We start from the raw sequence: 19,229 nt of genomic DNA, 5'->3' as shown, positions 1-19,229 counted from the left end.
GCAATGTTGCCTTCCGTCATAAGTTATTCACAACGCAGTCGGACGCAAAAATAGTCCCAGCCCTTTGGGTTGTGACTGAAAAAGCGTCACTCTGCGTTACTCGTCGCTTATTTAGAATAACTAAAAGGCGCTCCTCGTGCCTTGATTTACACTTTTTCAGCTCACAACAGAGGCGGATATGAAAGATAAAACAAGCCCTAGAGTCTAATTATCTTCCCTCCCCATCACTGCTGGAGGCTCCTTTCATCAAACAAGGTGGAAATGATGTATTAGATTCTAAAATCATTTCCAATGGAAAAACTCGCTCTTAGTTAATAGAGCTTCCCACCCTTGACCAGACCAAACCACCCTGGTCCCAATCCCAGCTCATCCAGACAAAGAAGGCTTTGCCGACAAGATTTTCTTCCGGCACAGTTCCCCACACACGGCTGTCATTACTATTGTCGCGGTTATCACCCATAACAAAATAATGGCCTTCCGGAACTGTAACCTCACCTTCCATTGATTGACGTTGCGGATCCAAAAATATTTCATGAGGTTCAGCGTCCAGAAATTCATGCTTCAGCTGTACTCGCGGCGCAATGATACCCAGCATTTCTACTGGTTTATCAACTACCTCGGTTTTAACTTCCTGACCATTTATGTACAACGTTTTATTGAAATAACCAACTTTGTCGCCCGGTAAGCCAATTACCCGTTTGATATAGTCAATTTCAGGTTGTTTGGGATAACGGAATACCATCACATCACCGCGTTCCGGCGAACCGGTATCGAGAATTTTAGTGTTAATGACCGGCAGCCGAACGCCATAGGAAAATTTGTTCACCAAAATAAAATCGCCGACATGCAAAGTCGGCAACATAGATTCTGACGGGATGCGGAACGGTTCAGCGATAAACGAGCGAATCACCAACACCAGCAACAGAATGGGGAAAAATGATTTGGCGTATTCAACAATCGCCGGTTCATTGTCATTTACTTTACGTTTAGGTGCTAACCAAAAGCGGTCCACCAACCATATCAGACCGGTTATCGCGACCAGTAACACCATTATTGCTGGGAAACTCACTTGACGCTCCTTATTAAGATTTCTTGGATAACTGCAATACCGCCAAGAATGCTTCCTGCGGCACATCCACTTTGCCGATGGATTTCATTCGTTTTTTACCGGCTTTTTGTTTTTCAAGCAATTTACGTTTACGAGAAACGTCGCCTCCGTAACATTTTGCCAAAACATTCTTCCGCATTGCCTTGACTGTTGAGCGCGCAATAATGTGTCCGCCAATAGCGGCCTGAATGGCGACATCAAACATTTGTCGCGGGATCAGCTCTTGCATTTTTTCAACTAACTGACGACCACGAGAAACGCTTTGATCTTTATGCACTATCATTGACAAAGCATCAACTTTTTCGCCGTTAATCAACACATCAAGTTTCACCAGAGGTGCCGCCTGAAAGCGGATAAAATGATAGTCCAATGAGGCATAGCCGCGGCTGACCGATTTGATGCGATCAAAGAAATCGATCACCACTTCATTCATTGGCAATTCGTAACTCAGTGCAACCTGTTTGCCCATGTAATGCATGGATTTCTGTACGCCACGTTTTTCTACACACAGGGTAATGACCGCTCCAAGATAATCCTGCGGCACCAGCATGTCAGCCGCTACGATAGGTTCACGGATTTCTTCAACGGAACCGGCATCAGGTAATGAGGCCGGATTTTCGATCTTAATTACATCACCTTTTTTGGTGACCACTTCAAATACCACGGTCGGAGCCGTGGTAATCAGATCCAGATCATATTCACGTTCCAGGCGTTCCTGGATGATTTCCATATGCAAAAGACCGAGGAAACCACAGCGAAAACCGAAGCCTAAAGCCTGAGAGTTTTCCGGTTCAAAAAACAGTGATGAATCGTTTAATCGTAATTTGCCCAGTGCTTCACGAAATGCATCGTAATCATCACTGCTAACAGGAAATACACCTGCATAAACCTGCGGCGTTACCGATTTAAAGCCCGGCAACATTTCCGTCGCACCATGTTGAGCTGTCGTTAAGGTATCCCCTACCGGCGCACCATCAATTTCCTTGACCCCGGAAATAACATAACCCACTTCACCACAATTTAAAGCAGTGCGTTTACTGCGCTTGGGCGTAAATACGCCGACTTCGTCAACCTGATATTCCTGTCCGGTGGACATAACTTTGATTTTATCGCGGGTTTTCAGTCTGCCCTGTTTGATTCGCACCAAAGAGATAACACCGACATAGCTATCAAACCAGGAATCAATAATCAGTGCTTTTAATTGACCTTCTGGATCGCCTTGTGGTGGCGGAATACGCGCAACCAACTCTTCAAGGACTTCATCAATACCGACACCCGTTTTGGCACTGCAGCGTACGGCATTCAGTGCATCCACACCTATAATATCCTCGATTTCCTGAGCGACTCGATCGGGTTCTGCAGCAGGTAAATCAATTTTGTTTAACACGGGCAGAACTTCAAGGCCAAGATCGATAGCGGTATAACAGTTGGCCACACTTTGCGCTTCAACCCCTTGAGCAGCATCAACGACCAGCAAAGCACCTTCACAGGCAGCCAGTGAGCGGGAAACTTCATAGGAAAAGTCTACGTGGCCCGGCGTATCGATAAAGTTGAGGTGATAGGTTTCACCATCTTTTGCCGTGTAATCCAATGAAACACTTTGCGCCTTGATGGTAATGCCGCGCTCTTTTTCGATATCCATCGAATCAAGCACCTGTTGCGACATCTCACGTGCAGTCAGACCGCCGCAGATTTGAATAAAGCGGTCTGCTATGGTGGACTTACCGTGATCAATATGAGCAATGATTGAAAAGTTTCTGATATTTTTCATTGAATAGCGATTATGAACGTGTCGGAGGTTGAAATGACGTGTTGCAAAATGTGTTCAGCTCCATGTTTTAAAATGTGTTGCCAACGCGAAACACGCATCGAACAAATGACCCGGTATTATACGCACTTAACTGAGTTATAACGATAATAAATACCGCATTACTCAATCGTTTTGATGTGCTCCGGTGAAAAGAGCGCTGCTAAAATAAAAAGAATTATTAGCATTCAGCGATCCCCGACCCTACTTCTTTGAAAATGGAAACCAAATGCAGGCTAGCCACACCGACAATGACGTCCTCAACGGTCCGATTATTTCCACTTTTCTCCGCTTTGCCATTCCATCCATTCTGGGCTTGTTGGCGATTACCACCGCCAGCATAGTCGACGGAATTTTTATCGGGCAGTTTGTCAGTTCGGCGGGTCTGGCCGCCATAACGTTGTTGATTCCATTTTTTACGCTGATTTTTGCTATTGCTCTGATGTTTTCCATTGGTGGGGCTGTTCGTGCCGGTAGTTATTTGGGGCAAAACAATATCGAAGCCGCTGCTACCGTGTTCAGTAAATGCCTGATAAGTATTTTAATTGTCAGTCTGCTGTTTATGGGGTTTTCACTCATTTTGGATCGACAAATACTAACGTTATTGGGTGCGCCGGATGAATTGATAACGTTGGTTCTGCCTTATTTTCATATTATTTGTGTGGTACTGGTTCTACAAGTGACCAGCATGGTGCTGTATTACTTTATCCGGCTGGATAACCGCCAAAAACTGGGGACATTCGCTTTGGTTGCCGGGGCGTTAATAAACATTGCACTTGATGCGCTATTCATTATCAGCCTGGAAATGGGGTTAAAGGGTGCGGCTCTGGCAACTCTTGCAGCACAGATCGTACAGATGCTGATTCTTTCAACGTATTTTCTCAGCAAAAATAGACGCTTAAGGTTACTTTTAATGCCGGGAAACTGGTCGGAAGTGACTAAAGTCGCTTACAACGGGCTATCAGAATTTGTGAATGAGCTTTCCGGTGGAATGGTGATTTTATTGCTTAACTGGCTACTGATTATCTATCAGGGGGTCAATGGTTTAGCGGCGTTTGCAGTGATTAACTATCTTATTTTCATCAGTCTGATGATTTATTACGGTATAGCAGATGCTCTGCATTTATTAATCAGTCAAAATCATGGTGCTGCTCAGGCAAAGCGGATTCGAGACTTTTTAATCACCGCTATGTCATTGGTACTGGTTTTATCACTTTTATTAATTAGTGTTTTACTGCTTTATCCACAGTGGTTGATACAATTGTTTTTGCAGGATAATGCCGTGGAAAGCCAGCAGTTATCTGCCCAGTTTATTATGCTGGTTTGGCCGTTATTTGTTGTCAATGGACTGAATGTCACGTTATCCGTGTATTTAACCGCTATGCAAAAGCCGCTACCATCTATGTTAGTTGCTTTAACCCGAGGCTTACTACTGCCTGCAGCTTTATTATTATTGTTTGTCACATGGTTGCCAGATAAACAGTTTCTTATTGCCCTTCCGCTGGCCGAATGGCTGACTTTTATTCTGGCTCTGGTGCTTTGCTGGAAATATTCTCCCAGCAATATTATTGAGAAAAAAAGTTAACCTAAATATAGAAAAAAGCCGGATGTCATTGCAACATCCGGCCAAAGCTCATCAAGCATTTTCAGGGAAAACCTGCTTTATGAATTAGAATTGCCAGGCCACGCTCAGACGAACATCACGTCCGGGTTCATTGTAGCCTCTCACTAAACCATAACCTGGTAAGCCAGTGAAATCGGCTACGCTCGCATGATCAATATAATTTTTATCAAAAATATTCTGTACCGTAAGCGTTATCCGTACATCTTCTGATAATGACGGTCTCCATTGCGTATAAAAGTCATGGATGCCATAGCCAGGCTGGTCAATTTCTGCATCTGGAAATGTGGTTTGAGCCACAAAATCAATATCATCACGGCCTTTCACAAAACGCGCATTCCAACCAAAATTCCATTGTGAATTAAGTTGGTAATCAAGTTGAGCAATGAATGTGTCACGAACCGTATTAGCTATACCGTTATGATCATAAGCATTCGCTTCCACACCATCCACTTCGGCATCGTTGTAGTGATAGCTGACTCTCGCCATTAAGCTATCCCAGCGATGACCTATTTCCAGAATATAACCATCTGACTCTAAATCACCCAAATTATCAAAGATATTTCTGGCTGGGCCTACCGTTCCTGAAACGCCAATAACGTCTTTGATTTCACTTCTATAGGCTTTGGCAGAACCAAACCATGTTGCTGAGTCATAGGCAACACCGAATTCGATATTCTCTGCCTTTTCGGGTTTCAAATCCACGGCTTGCGTTGTAAAGCCGAGTTTAAACGCATCCTGTGCCAAAGGACCTTTAAAGGCTTCAGCATAAGAAGCAAACACACTCCAATTATCGGTAAAGTGAAAATTTAGACCCACATTAGAACTGAGATCACTTTCATTATGAGATGTATTTCCAAAATCTGTATCTAATTCATAGTCATCGTAACGAAGACCCGCGGTTAACAATAATGCATCGGTTAACTGGATATCATCTTGAAGATAAACACCCTTGACCTTTGACTCATCTTTGTAATTCTCGCCATCCCCATCGGCGCTAGACTCATCTTTACGATAATCAACTCCATAGGTGATTTCATGCATACCCAAGATAGATGTATTACGTAAATCAAAACCAGTACTCTCGCCTGTGCCGGTGAAGGGACCGAAAAATCCGTCCTGAAAAAACTCTGTTTCGGTATTGTAAAGAGTCAGTGCCAGATCCACATAAGCATTATCAAGGGGGTTCAGCTCATAATTGAAAGTGGCTGTTTTCCTGTCACTATCAATTGGGTATATCAGATTCCCTCGGTTAGCTGGTGCTCCTGCTGGTGGAGGACTAAATATCCATTGAGGACGCTGGGTTCTATCGCCCTCATCTTTATGGTTTTCGTAACTCAGACGTACTGTTTGACTGTCAGTCAAGTGTCCGACAACTTTTGCAAACAGATACTCTTGATCAGCTTCTGTACCTGATACTTCATCACCATTTCCATCTTCGTAATTGTCGACATCTGATTGCGTATAAGAAACCATGCCGCTCCAGTCTTCGGTCAATTTCCCAAACAGAGTAGTACTCGTTTTAAAACTATCAGTATTGCTGGAGAACATGCCTTTTACCAGACCACCGAAGTTTTCACCCGGCTTCAGCATATCTTCTGGATCTTTGGTCACAAATTTAACTGAACCGCCTAATGCTCCTGGACCTGACAACGCATTTCCTGCCCCCGCATTGACTTCAACGCGTTTTAATAATTCAGGTTCAATACTGATTCGACCTGCGTGGTGAAATTGACGAGTCGCCTGCTGTGCACCATCAATAGTGATATTTAACAGCTGATCTTCAATACCACGAACATAGAGTTTTTGGGCAAACCCAGGACCACCGCCAATTGTCACTTCAGGCGACTGACTGAAGAGATCTTGCAAATCAGTTGCCTGTAGTTTTTCAATTTGTTCTGCTGTGACGCTATTGAGCTCTGGGGTAATAGTATTCCCCGTCACTTTAACGACATCTAGTTCAATACTTTCACTCTCTTCTGCCCAAACAACCTGACCTGCCAAAGCAGAAGCTATTGCCAATGTTAAAATCGTCGGACGACTTACAATACTCCGTTTTATACTCACACCAACCTCGCGAATAATAATCATTATCAAATAGAACAGATTCGCATTCTAGTCAGTGTGAACGGAGATTAAAACCAAATTTACAATTGTTACAATTAATTGAACTTGAGTAGGTTTAACTTTTGGAGGTCAGCGGCAATTCCATGATCATTGTTAATCCACCGTGCTCATGAATCTGTGCCCATAACTTTCCGCCTGTCGCTTCGACTTGACGTCTTGCAAGTGCGAGACCTACCCCGAACCCTTTATAGGTTTCAGATTGAGATCCCTTTATACGGTAAAACGGTTTGAAGATATTTTGCAGTTGTTCTCTGGCGACACCAGCTCCCTGATCATCAATCTGTAAATTGTAACGGTCTTGGTATCGTTTCAGCGTTAAGCTCACCGTTCCTTTTAGCGGTGTGTGCGAAAGAGCATTACGTAATATATTTTCAATCGCATGTCCTAAAGCACGATCACTGCTTTGCTGAAGATAAGCTGTTTCCGGTGTATGAACAGTAATGACGTGCCGGGGGAATTCAAATCGGGCATTCTCTACAATGCTGTCAATCAAGTCGGTCAAGTCCAGTGATGCATTTTGTAACGATGGTTGCTCATTCTCTAACCAGGCCAGGGTTAAAGTATCTTCCACTAACTCACGCATTTGCTGGCATTCATGACGGATACGTTGCAATGATTCATCGTCTGGAGTGGATTGTTCAGCGATACTTAATGCCAGTTCAACGCGCGTTAACGGGGTTCTTAATTCGTGTGATAAATCGGAGGTTAGATGACGTTGGGTCTGGATTTGTGTACCAATTCTTTCTGCCATGCTGTCAAAAGTACTGGCTAAAGCCGCTATTTCATCATTGCGTTTGCCAAGGTCATCACGCACTCTCACTTGATAATCACCCTCACTGAATTGCTTAGTGGCGGTTTCGAGTTGTCTTAATGGTGACATGACGTGCCGATAAATCACCACACTCAAGATAGCCAGCAAGAGCATCGGTAAAGCAATTTGTAGTAACAGACTGGTATAGGTCCAATAGCCTCCGGGTCGCATACGTTGTGGCAGACGAATCAGAAAATGGGTATGCCCATCTGCAAAGGTAATATCCATAATCGGATTTTGAGCAAAATATAAATGGATCTTCCAACTGATATCTCTACCCAATGCAAAATTTTCGACAAAATAGTCATCCATCTCACTACCTGCCAGTGGTGTGAGCTTTGAACGGATCAGTGCAACCCAGGTATCTTCCTGATGCTTTATATAGTTGATCCAATTTGCCAGTTTTTCATCCTCACCTTGCAGATACAGCATTTCAGCATGTCTTGCATAATCAATTAACTGCTGCTGATCCTGTTTATCAATAAAACTCATATGCTGCTCGGTCTGCAGAATTAAATGATGGATTATCCAGAACAAGGCAATTGTTCCAAGCGTAATAGTCAGGGACAGTTTCCATAACAAGCGCCTTTTCATAACAGGATATAGCCCGCCCCATGGACTGTTTGCAGCCGGTCAACCGGCATGCCAACATCGATTAATTTTCGTCGGACCCGACTCATATGCATATCAAGGCTTCGATCATATCGACTGAAGTCGCGCTCCATCACCAGACGATAAAGCTGTGGTTTACTGAGCAGATGATTAGCGTGCTGCATTAGCGTCCACAGCAACTTGAACTGGATGGGCGTCAGCTGCACTGCATGCTCATGAAAAAAAACCTGCTGTTTCTGCCTGTCCAGCGTCAAACCTTCGTGTTGTAAAACAGACCAATTCAACTGTTGATAGCTGGTTGTGCAGGCTCTTCTGAGAATTGCCTCAATGCGGAGCACCAATTCAGTAAAATTAAATGGTTTTGGCAAATAATCATCTGCCCCATTTTTAAAACCCAGAATGCGCTCTTCTTCAGCACCATGAGCGGTAAGAATAATGACAGGCGTTTTACGAGTTTGTCGTAGCGTATTTAAAACAGAATAACCATCTCGTTCAGGCAGACTGATATCAAGCAAAATCAGATCGTAATGCTCACTAACCGCAGCAAGCAATCCATGTTCACCATCAAAGCATTGAGAAACGATAAAACGCTGTTTTTCCAGCAGCTGTTTTAGCTGATGATTTAGCACTAAATCATCTTCAATAATCAGAATGCTGTTGGAAATTTTATTTTTGTTGAACATGTAATGCAGGACTTTCTATCTAGATGATAATAATTATCATTAATGATAAAGCAAAATGATTCAATAAGAAATTTTGTTTTTTAAGTCCACCTATCGAACAAAAAAAAGCAGCTGATGGATTTCCATCAGCTGCTTTTGTGGTATCAACCAGAATTACTTAATTAAAATCTATTCTGGAATTTTTAACGCCAGGAACTGTGATGCACCAGAACGCTGAACGAGTACAGGTATCGCTTTATTAGTAGGCAACTGTTCAGCCAACTCCATAAATTGTTTTGCATCGACAATCTTTTGATTGTTTATGCTTAGCAATATGTCTCCAGGAACAATACCGGCTAGTGCCGCTGGACCTGATTCAATTTTTCTGACTTCAACACCAGACTGATTGGGCCCTAACTCAGCACGTTGCTCTGCTGTCAGGTCGGTGACTTCAATTGCTAGACGACTATTGTAAAATTCACCTGTACGAGGCGCTGCACCACTAGCAACTTGCTCATCTTCAGGAAGTTCTTCCACGACCACCGAGAGCGTCATTTTCTTGTTATTACGCATGATCTCGGCTGTGGAGTTTTTACCGATTTCAGTACGACCAACAATTGGCGGTAAATCCGATGAACTATCCACAATGCGATCATCAAATTTCAGAATCACGTCACCCGCTTCAAATCCAGCTTTCTCAGCAGGACTTCCCGCAACAACACGGGAAACTAACGCACCACGTGGTTTGCTTAACCCAAAGGATTCTGCCAATTCACGTGTAACATCCTGAATAACAACACCTAACCAGCCGCGACTCACATAACCTTGCTCTTTAATCTGCTCGACCACATTCATCACAGTATCAACCGGAATAGCGAATGAAACCCCCATAAAACCACCGGTGCGGCTGTAAATTTGTGAATTTATACCAACAACCTCACCATCCAGGTTGAATAATGGCCCTCCAGAGTTACCCGGATTGATTGCCACGTCCGTTTGAATAAATGGCACATAGCTATCACTTGGCAGGCTACGCCCCAGCGCACTGACAATACCTGCTGTAGCCGAATAATCAAATCCAAAAGGTGAACCAATTGCCAACACCCACTCGCCAACTTGTAAATCGTTGGAATCGCCGAGCTTAACGGCTTTCAGATCCATGCCTTCGGCATCAACTTTCAATAAAGCAACATCACTGCGTTCGTCGCTTCCTAACAATTCTGCCACCAGCTCAGTACGGTCACTGAAACGGACAATTATCTCATCAGCGTCTTTAATGACATGATGATTTGTCAGAATAAATCCATCCTCAGAAAGAACAAAACCAGACCCCAGTGAGTTTGGTTGGGGGGCACGTGGTTGTGAAGGGTCACCAAAGAAACGTTTAAAAAAATCATCAAATGGTGTTCCTTCAGGCATTTCCATGCCTGGTGGAAGTTGTTGTGATGAGGCCATTTCTTTTGGCTTACTTGTGGTACTTATATTAACGACCGCATCGCCATTTTCAGCCACCAATTCAGTAAATTCGGGTAACCCCCCCCGTGCCTGAACGGCTGAACTCAACATTAACCACATCAGCAATGCCATTACCATTGCACCTGTTGTTTTGTATTGCGTCATTATTTTTCCTCTATGATTTGAGTTTCAATGGCCACTTTTTGATTTTTGAGTCGAGTTTTGACCCAATAAAAGCCAAATATCAGACCAGCCAATCCACCAATAATTTCCAGCAATTCATTTGCAAAGATAAATCGACTGATGACTGCGCCCGCGAACATAAATAAAATCGGTAGCAGATACATCATGAAAGCACCGTGCAAAAGCGCTTCTTCCGGAATAGAAACATTCATTTGCTGACCAGGCTCTACGGCTTGCGTCTTGGGTACGGCAATGGTTGAAAAACGCCTACCTACATGTTCACTTAGCAAACCGGTACCACATCCTTTTTTTACCTGGCATTTATCACAGGTAGATTGTCGTTCGGCCTGCAACCAGATAGTTGATTCATCTGTACGTAGAACTGTAGCTTTTTGTTCAATCATCTTGGTTATGGACCAGCATATTCAATTGCTGCACCAATTTTTTCGACTGTTACAGCAGGTACTTCACCTACAACTGTCACAAAATGCGAATGTATCACGCTACCAAATGCATTTACGGCTCCCATGTGAGACCCTCCATGAAAATGGTTATGTTGGGCAAGCATTTTTTCAATAAATACCGATACTGAACTCAATCCATCACTGTAGACCCGCTGCTCAACATGTGCACCATTGTTGGCTCGCAGACGATTTTGATGGGCAACAAGGGTAAAACCATCCGGTAACCATTTTGACTGCCAATGGGAGAATGCGACTAAATCCTGGGTAGTCATTTCACCGGGCTCGGTACGATGCCAGATCATTTCGTTGCCCGACATCTGCGGCGCCAGCTCAGCATCTGCTATCTCAATTCCAGTTTCAATATCCGTAAATTCAAAGGTTTCCAGCACCTCATTATTTTCACCGATTAATTCTGATTTGAGTAATAAATCAGTTTCTTTATCCATCCACAGTCGATAGCCATATCGATAATTATCAACCGGTTTGATATCAAGTCGCTGCGTTAATTTACCCGCAATGCGGTCTTCTCCACCGAGTTTTAATTCATAAAAGGGAGTCGCTGAACGCAATCGCCGAGGGAGATCACTGGGAAATCCACGGCCTAAAGGTCTTTGACTGACGTTAACTTGCTTCCCATCCGGGTTGATACAGGTAACCGTATCATTGGAACGGAGGACTTCACGAGCTGAACCATTCAGTGAAACCAGTCTTTCAGATTCATTGCCATCATCATTACGATGATAAATACGCACTGACTGGAAAGTTTTACCACTTTGATAGGCAAAAACGCCTTCATAATTGAGTTGCTTTGCTGCCTGGCTCATTCGCTCGAGTAATTCAATCGAAGCGGATCCTGCCTGAACTGCCGGAACAAACAACACCAGCAACGCAACGCAAAAACGAAATCGCTGGAACATTCCTATTGCTCCGTGCCATAAGAAACGACGCGACCGTAAGAAAACATCCCTGATGTGCCAACATATTCATTATGATCCACCAGATAATTATTAAGTCTGTCTTCAATTTCCGGTTCGGCGACAGTCCAGCGATTAGATTGACTAACCATAGTCGCTGGTGATTCATTCGCCACGACACTGGCTACGGGCACGCCGTTGAATCCTGTTTGCTGCTGTACAACGCCGACCACAGCAAGTGCTCCAACGGATGCAGCCATTGCCAGACCTGTTGCCTGTTTCCAGAAGTTTTTTGGAAAACGCAATAATTTTGCGGTAGGTTTATTTTGAGTAGGAATTGAATAAACCGGTTCAGCTTCCAGCGCAGCAGAAATGCGCGTTGTTAGCTCTAACGGTGCTTGTGTAATGCTTCGCGTATATCCATGCAGGATATCGCTTGCCTGCTGAAATCGCATAAATGCTTCACGGACGCTGCTGTCATTGTTAACTAATTCCAACGCCTGTTCGAGTTCACTACCGGTCAGCTGGCCATCAACCAAAGCAGACACTAATTCGAGATGATTAATTGCCATTGTTATTCCTCTTCACCCATCACTGACTTAACTTGTTTATCGATAGCTTCCCTAGCCCTGAATATTCTTGACCGGACGGTGCCGATCGGACAGTCCATCGCTTCCGCGATTTCTTCGTAACTCATACCTTCAAATTCTCGCAACTTGATAGCTGTAGCGGTATCTTCCGGCAAATCTTCAATTGCTTGCTGGATAGCCTCTTCCAACTCTACACACATGAGACTGTTTTCAGGGGTCTCAAATTCCTTAAGTTCGGGCGCATCGTAATAATTTGTTGCATCCATAGCATCGACATCACTCATTGGTGGTCGCCGCGAACTGGCAGTAAGATGATTTTTAGAGGTATTGATAGCGATACGATAAAGCCACGTATAGAACGCACTGTCCCCGCGAAAGTTCGGCAACGCACGATAAGCTTTAATAAAAGCTTCTTGCGCTACATCCATTGCTTCAACTGGGTCATGCACAAATCCGGTTATCACATGTATGATTCGCTGTTGGTACTTCATTATCAACAGATCAAACGCCTTTTTGTCGCCCGCCTGTACCCGCTGAACTAATTCCTGATCCACGTTCATTTATATATCCGGCCTACTCCGACAAGCCGGAGACAATTTCTGTTTAATGCTAGATTGACCAATGTCATTTATTTTTGTTCCACAATCAGTGCACAATAATTGTTGGCATTCTACCTTTAACAGGACCCATGACGACAACTCATCATTTTGATCTGCTGATTATCGGCAGCGGAACAGCAGGTCTGACCCTGGCTTTAAAGATGGCAGACAAGGCCCGTGTTGCCGTTCTATCCAAAAGCCAGCTTGAGGAAGGTGCTTCACTTTATGCTCAAGGCGGCATATCAGTTGTACTCGATAAAGCCGATTCTTTGCAATCCCATATTGATGATACTTTGCGCGCCGGCGGCGGATTATGCGACGAGGATGTCGTTCGTTTTACGGTTGAACATGCGCGAGAAAGTGTCGAGTGGCTGATTGAACAGGGTGTTTCTTTTACCCGTGATGATATGACCACCGAGACATATCATCTGACACAGGAGGGTGGTCACAGTCATCGGAGGGTTATTCATTCGGCTGATGCAACCGGTCGGGCGGTGGAAACAACACTGCTGGATAAAGCCAAAGCGCATCCGAATATTTCGTTGTTTCCTTATCATATCGGTATCGATCTGATTACGACCCACAAACACCTTGCCACTGAAGAGAATAGTTGTCTGGGTTGTTACGTGCTGGATATCAAAAAGGATCAACCCAAAACCTTTTTGGCTCCAGTCACTGTGCTCGCCACTGGCGGTGCCGGAAAAGTGTATTTATACACCAGTAATCCAGACGTATCGACCGGGGACGGAATTGCCATGGGCTGGCGCGCCGGCTGTCGAATTGCCAATATGGAATTTATACAGTTTCACCCAACCTGCTTATTTCATCCCAAAGCCAAATCTTTTCTAATTTCTGAAGCGTTGCGCGGTGAAGGTGCCACCTTGAAGTTAGCAGATGGCACAAGGTTTATGCCGGCATTTCACCCGCAGGCTGAACTGGCCCCAAGGGATATTGTGGCGCGCGCAATTGATCATGAAATGAAACGTCTCGGCCAGGATTGCGTTTATCTCGATATCAGTCATCAGTCCAAAGAATTTATTACCACGCATTTTCCTACTATCTATAAACGCTGCCTGCAATTCGGTGTGGATATGGCGAAGGAACCCATTCCGGTAGTCCCTGCAGCTCATTATACCTGTGGCGGTGTTATGACGGATATGCGAGGAAGAACGGACATTGACGGCCTGTATGCGATTGGCGAAACCGCTCATACGGGTTTGCATGGTGCCAATCGAATGGCCAGTAATTCATTACTGGAATGCCTGGTATTTGCCGATGCGGCAGCACGCGATATATTGAATCGCCCCAAAATTACTTTGCCTGATAATATTCCGCATTGGGACGAAAGCCGTGTGCACCCTGCCAAGGAAGCTGTTGCGATAAGTCATAACTGGGATGAATTACGTCGCTTTATGTGGGATTACGTAGGCATTGTTCGCAGTACTCAGCGACTTAATCGCGCCCGCCAGCGTTTGTACCTGTTGCAACAGGAAATTGATGAGTTTTACAGTCAGCACCATATAAGCAATGATTTGCTGGAATTGCGTAATCTGGCTGATGTAGCGGAATTGATCATCGAATCAGCGATACAGCGTAAAGAAAGTCGTGGTCTGCATTACACGCTTGATTATCCGGAGACATCGGATAAAACCGCCAGTAACAGTATTATTGCTGGAAAAAAGCCAATCTGAGCCGCACGCGTAATTGTCGAAAATGTTCCTGATCAACCGAATCGTTCGGGATAAGAAGTGAAAGACGTTTTTTGTTCAATGATTTGAAATGGATAATGACGGCGAACCGGTTGACCCACGCAGATTCGAGTAATAAATCCGCTGTTTTTGAACTGTCGGCATACCCTATCTGCCAATATTCATTCATAGTGTTTATCAGTGTGACAGGCCGTTTCCTGTATTCCCGGAGATAACCCAACCGACGGATATGCAAAAACTGACATATAAAAACCCCTGTAATAAATACTATTTTAACGACTGGTATAACAGTTAATAAAACTATACTTATCACTGCCAGCATATGTGCAAGCAGGCTGTAAATCAGTAAAAGTCGTGATCTCCCTAATGGGAGATAAAATCCTTTTTTCTGCTCCTTCATCCTTGTTCTCCCAAACTGAGGGCCTGTTACAATTGCACGGTACTAATCCTTTAAGCTAAAGAGTAAATTCATGACCGCTGACTATCAATCCATTTTGCAACAACAGGCATCAGCTCCATTGGCAACAAGAAATGATGAAAACCATTACCTGATTCCATTACCGAGTTATGGCGTAATAACAGTAACGGGTGAAGAAGCTGCCAACTTTTTGCAAAATCTCCTGACCAATGATGTCAAGCAACTGGAACAACAAGCTTCGCAGATTACGGCTATGTGTAACCCAAAAGGTCGTTTGCTGGCGCTTTTTCTGCTGGTTAAAACAGAGAGTGGGTATCAGCTGGTATTACCTCAGAGCCAGTGTGCTTTCCTGGCACAGCGGCTGCAAATGTTCAAATTGAGAAGCAAAGTTGAGATTGCAGACTGCAGCGAAACTCTACAGGTATGTGGGCTGCAAGGTAACGATCCATCGACTTCGGCAATCCCTCTACCTTCACAATCCCGTGCTTTGCTGATCGCCTCCGTTGACCAGATGACTTCTGATTTGGAAGATCTGATGAGCAAAGGGTGGCAGCTTGCTGCAGAAGCCAGTTGGTTTATCACAGAGATTGAAAGTGGGATTCCGGTCATTTTTCCGTCAAGTCGTGAGCTGTTCACCGCACAACAACTCAATCTGGATTTAATAGGTGGTGTGAGTTTCCGTAAAGGCTGTTACCCCGGACAGGAAGTTGTCGCGCGTTTGCATTATCTTGGTGAACCCAAACGTCGTTTGTTTCAGGCCATAGCCAAAACAGATACCCTGCCTGAAATTGGTGAGACCATTGTGGATAAGGAAAAAGCCGTGATTGGCCATGTTGTTAATGCTATTCACGGTGATGAAAACCAGCTGTTTCTGCAGCTCAGTTTAAAGCTTGATGGAGCCAATCAGGATTTGTATTTGAGTGATGGCACCGCGATTGAATCGGTGCATGCTTACGTTTAGGGCTTGTTGATCTTTTAGTCCAAGTCCAGCTTTTTAAGTTTGTATCGTAAAGCCCGGAATGTAATTCCAAGCCGTTTGGCAGCAGCTGTTTTATTCCAGCGGGTCTCATTCAGTGCTTTTTCAATAATGGCCCGTTCCTGCTCTTCCAGATGGGTTTCCAAATCCTGATTCAACACAGGCATTGATAGCTCTGACACCTTGGGAACAGCATGATTTATCTGATTGGTCACTGGCAACATCAGGTCTTCTGCTGTTATTTGCGTTCCCTCAGCCCATGTCAACGCACGCTCAAGCGTGTTTTCCAGTTCTCGTACATTGCCCGGAAAAGGATATTGTTCTAATGAAGCAAGGGCTTCAGCAGTTAATGTTATGACGTCCGAATGGGTTTTACCTGCCAGTTTCAGCAGAATATGCTCTGCCAGAATGGGGATATCGGCTTTGCGCTCACGTAATGGCGGCACCTGCAATTCAATTACATTCAACCGGTAAAACAAATCCTGCCGGAAGGTGCCATTATCGACACACTCTGCCAGGTTTTTATGTGTTGCCGATAAGATTCGGACATCCACATTTATCTCTTCATTCCCCCCCACCTGGCGAATAGCTTTTTCCTGTATTGCCCGTAACAGTTTTACCTGCATCATCAAGGGTAAATCGGCAACTTCATCCAGAAATAACGTGCCACCATGAGCATGCTGGAATAATCCCTGTTTATCGGCAACTGCGCCGGTAAAGGCGCCTTTTTTGTGACCGAAAAACTCGCTCTCTACCAATTCATTGGGTATCGCCCCACAGTTTACCGGCACAAACGCTTTATCCGACCGTGCGCCGAGATCATGAATCAATCGGGCAACCAACTCCTTGCCTGTCCCTGATTCACCACTGATATAAACCGGGGCCTGACTACGGGCCAGTTTAGCGACCTTGCCCCGTAATTCACGCATCAATTCGGTTTCACCCAATAAACGATCACGTGAACGCCGGTCATTTTTATGTGGCCGATTGGGTGACAATTTCAAAGCTGCATCCACAAGCTCACGTAAAACCTGCAGTTTCAATGGCTTAGAGACAAAATCAAAGGCGCCGGATTTTAATGCAGAGACCGCTAAATCCATATTGCCATAGGCAGTAATCACCGCGATAGGTAATTCCGGATAACTGACCTGTATTTTTTTTACTAGCTCTAAGCCATCACCATCAGGTAATCGCATATCGGTAAAACATAAATCAAACGATTGCTGAGCCAGAAGTCTTTCCGCTTCAGCAATGCTCTCTGCAGTAACACAGTCTATCGACATGCCTGACAGCGTCATGGACAGTAAATCGAGAATGTCCGGCTCATCATCGACAATCAATGCTTGTGGGTTCATTGGATAAACTCTTGTCTTTGCAGTGGAAAACTAATTCTGAAACAGCTGCCAAACTCCGGCAGGTAGCTTAACCTTGCACCATTGGCCTGACATAGCTCACGAGCCAGATATAACCCTAACCCGGTGCCACCTGTGCGTTCCGAATGAAATGGTTCAAACAGATGTTCCATGGCTTGAGGACTTACGCCTGCACCGTTATCAATCACATCGATATGAATATTTTCGGATTGCAGAGTAATACGGATTTCAATGGGCATTTCCTGTTCTTTATCCGCATAGTGCCATGCATTATCAATCAAATTCCATATTACCTGGTGCAATTGTTCTTCATCGGTACAGATGCGGGCCAACGGTGCTGATGAGGTCAGTACTATTTGATGAGGCGGGATGTGTTTAATTTCACAATATTCATCCACCAGCTTTTCCAGCCAGGGGCTTAATACCACCACCGTTGGCTCGACATTTTTGCGTCGGCTCATTTCCAGAATGGTTTCAATGATATTGTTCATCCGAACACTATGTCGTTGAATAATCCCGGTCAGCTTGCTGACAGAATCATCATCGCGCAAGGATTCAGCCAACAACTCACTGGCATGACTGATAGCACTTAAGGGATTGCGTATTTCGTGGGCAATACTGGCTGTTAAACGACCTAAGGAGGCTAATTTTAATTGTTGCGCCTGTTGTGCCATTGCCGTGGTATTTTCAATAAATACTAGAACTTCACCTGAATCCAACTGGGTTGCACGGGCCAGTAGTTCAGGTAAATCAGCTCGGGCATGAAAAGGTTCAAATGGATCGGGTAGATGCTGTTTCCAGCGCCAGATTTGTTCAGCCAACTCAGGAATATACTGTTTGAGTAAAAATTGTGAAGGGACGTTTTCGATTCCCATAAACTGCGAGGCTGACTGATTACAAAGTGAAACCCTGCCTTGATCATCCAACACTAATACAGCGACCTGCATGCGACTGATAATGTGCTGATTCAGGCTCGCCAGTTTATTCAGATCCTGAGCCTGCTGTTCTGCCAGCAATTGTGAGCGTTGCATGGTTCGGGAAAGTAACTGCGCTAAAACGGCGGTAATAAAAAATATCGCCCCCAACATTCCGGCTTGGGCAAAATGGCTTTGCCCCATTCCAATGAACTCCGCATAAACGGCTTCAAGCAAAACCGATAATGTGGCTATGGCAGCAATAAATACAGCCAATCGGCCTGGGATTAAAGCACCACCGGCAACCACTACTACAACCAGCAATGCACCCAATCCACTTTGTAAGCCGCCAGCAGCATGAATAATTAATGCCAGCGCGATGATATCTATAATCAGCTGAATGCTGCATTGCGTGACAAATACCCCCCAGTGTCGACTGGAAAATATCATCAGCAATACAGCGACCATCAGATAACTGAGGCTGACAAAGTGATGTAATAAGGGATATTTATTACCGATGAACTCTGGGGCTAACTCCAGATAAAAAACAACAAACAGAATCGCTGCGAGAAATAGGCGGTAGCCGGAAAATAATGTCAGAGCACGCCAGGAAGCCTGATCCTGCTCTGATTTACTGGTGGTAAAGTATTCTCCAGCCATTATTTTTGTTGCTGATAAGCCTCAAGATGCTCTGTAGTACAAAAAAAATGCTGATTTTTCTGAATGGCTTCCTGTTCCAGTAAATGCAAACCACATTGTTCACAGCGCACCATTTTCTCAGCTTGTTCGATTTGTTTTTCACTTTTTATCCGCCGGTATAAATTCCGAAAGATTAGATATAACAACAGGCCTATCGCCAGCAGGATTAAAATTCGCATGTTTTACC

The 19,229-nt window shown here is 44.4% G+C and carries 17 protein-coding genes; 3 read left to right on the top strand and 14 right to left on the bottom strand.

The features are described 5' to 3' along the window. Positions 1-307: 307 nt before the first annotated feature. On the bottom strand, positions 308-1,069 hold the full coding sequence (gene lepB / locus B3S93_RS11225; RefSeq protein WP_292355510.1) for a signal peptidase I: 762 nt from the start codon (positions 1,067-1,069) through the stop codon (positions 308-310). A gap of 13 nt (positions 1,070-1,082) precedes the next feature. Further along, on the bottom strand, positions 1,083-2,879 hold the full coding sequence (gene lepA, locus B3S93_RS11220; protein WP_292402174.1) for a translation elongation factor 4: 1,797 nt from the start codon (positions 2,877-2,879) through the stop codon (positions 1,083-1,085). A gap of 265 nt (positions 2,880-3,144) precedes the next feature. Between lepA and B3S93_RS11215 the strand changes: the two genes are divergently transcribed. Next, a complete protein-coding gene (locus B3S93_RS11215; protein WP_292402173.1) occupies positions 3,145-4,500 on the top strand; it encodes an MATE family efflux transporter in 1,356 nt (451 codons plus the stop codon). Positions 4,501-4,584: 84 nt separating this feature from the next. Here B3S93_RS11215 and B3S93_RS11210 read toward each other — a convergent pair whose 3' ends face one another. The 8 genes from B3S93_RS11210 to rpoE form a co-directional block, all read right to left on the bottom strand. Further along, complete coding sequence (locus B3S93_RS11210) at positions 4,585-6,603, bottom strand: TonB-dependent receptor domain-containing protein (RefSeq protein ID WP_292402170.1); 2,019 nt, start codon at positions 6,601-6,603, stop codon at positions 4,585-4,587. Positions 6,604-6,718: 115 nt separating this feature from the next. Beyond that, positions 6,719-8,068, bottom strand: coding sequence for a sensor histidine kinase (locus B3S93_RS11205; RefSeq protein ID WP_292402167.1), 1,350 nt, complete (start codon positions 8,066-8,068; stop codon positions 6,719-6,721). Next, a complete protein-coding gene (locus B3S93_RS11200) occupies positions 8,065-8,769 on the bottom strand; it encodes a response regulator transcription factor (RefSeq protein ID WP_292402164.1) in 705 nt (234 codons plus the stop codon). The genes B3S93_RS11205 and B3S93_RS11200 overlap by 4 nt, the downstream gene beginning before the upstream one ends. A gap of 168 nt (positions 8,770-8,937) precedes the next feature. After that, positions 8,938-10,368, bottom strand: a complete 1,431-nt coding sequence (locus B3S93_RS11195; RefSeq protein ID WP_292355498.1) for a DegQ family serine endoprotease — start codon at positions 10,366-10,368, stop codon at positions 8,938-8,940. Beyond that, positions 10,368-10,790 (bottom strand): SoxR reducing system RseC family protein, encoded by a 423-nt coding sequence (locus B3S93_RS11190; protein ID WP_292355496.1) that lies wholly within the window; start codon positions 10,788-10,790, stop codon positions 10,368-10,370. Before B3S93_RS11190 ends, B3S93_RS11195 begins: the two co-directional genes overlap by 1 nt. 5 nt (positions 10,791-10,795) lie before the next feature. Continuing rightward, complete coding sequence (locus B3S93_RS11185) at positions 10,796-11,767, bottom strand: MucB/RseB C-terminal domain-containing protein (RefSeq protein WP_292402161.1); 972 nt, start codon at positions 11,765-11,767, stop codon at positions 10,796-10,798. A 2-nt stretch (positions 11,768-11,769) separates the two neighbouring features. Continuing rightward, positions 11,770-12,336: a sigma-E factor negative regulatory protein gene (locus B3S93_RS11180; protein ID WP_292402159.1), complete on the bottom strand. Its 567-nt coding sequence runs from the start codon at positions 12,334-12,336 to the stop codon at positions 11,770-11,772. A gap of 2 nt (positions 12,337-12,338) precedes the next feature. Next, entirely contained in the window at positions 12,339-12,914 is a 576-nt protein-coding gene (gene rpoE, locus B3S93_RS11175; protein WP_292355489.1) for an RNA polymerase sigma factor RpoE, read from the bottom strand. Positions 12,915-13,042: 128 nt separating this feature from the next. Here rpoE and nadB point away from each other — a divergent pair, with 128 nt between their 5' ends. Further along, positions 13,043-14,644, top strand: a complete 1,602-nt coding sequence (nadB, locus tag B3S93_RS11170) for an L-aspartate oxidase (protein WP_292355487.1) — start codon at positions 13,043-13,045, stop codon at positions 14,642-14,644. On the opposite strand, the gene B3S93_RS15590 is transcribed toward nadB, so the two are convergent. Continuing rightward, positions 14,619-14,984 carry a protein YgfX gene (locus B3S93_RS15590; RefSeq protein ID WP_349677842.1) on the bottom strand — a complete coding sequence of 122 codons (366 nt, stop codon included), beginning with the start codon at positions 14,982-14,984 and terminating at the stop codon, positions 14,619-14,621. The genes nadB and B3S93_RS15590 overlap by 26 nt on opposite strands. A gap of 148 nt (positions 14,985-15,132) precedes the next feature. Between B3S93_RS15590 and B3S93_RS11160 the strand changes: the two genes are divergently transcribed. Further along, positions 15,133-16,041: a YgfZ/GcvT domain-containing protein gene (locus B3S93_RS11160; protein WP_292402153.1), complete on the top strand. Its 909-nt coding sequence runs from the start codon at positions 15,133-15,135 to the stop codon at positions 16,039-16,041. A gap of 14 nt (positions 16,042-16,055) precedes the next feature. Here B3S93_RS11160 and B3S93_RS11155 read toward each other — a convergent pair whose 3' ends face one another. The 3 genes from B3S93_RS11155 to B3S93_RS11145 are packed head-to-tail and all read right to left on the bottom strand — an operon-like array spanning position 16,056 to position 19,221. Then, positions 16,056-17,411: a sigma-54-dependent transcriptional regulator gene (locus tag B3S93_RS11155; protein WP_292402151.1), complete on the bottom strand. Its 1,356-nt coding sequence runs from the start codon at positions 17,409-17,411 to the stop codon at positions 16,056-16,058. Further along, positions 17,408-19,003 (bottom strand): sensor histidine kinase, encoded by a 1,596-nt coding sequence (locus tag B3S93_RS11150; protein WP_292402148.1) that lies wholly within the window; start codon positions 19,001-19,003, stop codon positions 17,408-17,410. The genes B3S93_RS11155 and B3S93_RS11150 overlap by 4 nt, the downstream gene beginning before the upstream one ends. Continuing rightward, entirely contained in the window at positions 19,003-19,221 is a 219-nt protein-coding gene (locus tag B3S93_RS11145) for a PP0621 family protein (RefSeq protein WP_292355479.1), read from the bottom strand. Before B3S93_RS11145 ends, B3S93_RS11150 begins: the two co-directional genes overlap by 1 nt. Positions 19,222-19,229 lie beyond the last annotated feature (8 nt).

The sequence above is a fragment of the Methylophaga sp. UBA3613 genome (assembly GCF_002375415.1).
Classification (GTDB): domain Bacteria; phylum Pseudomonadota; class Gammaproteobacteria; order Nitrosococcales; family Methylophagaceae; genus Methylophaga.
Note: the sequence above shows the minus strand (reverse complement) of the source record. Positions and strands in the feature narration are given on the sequence as shown.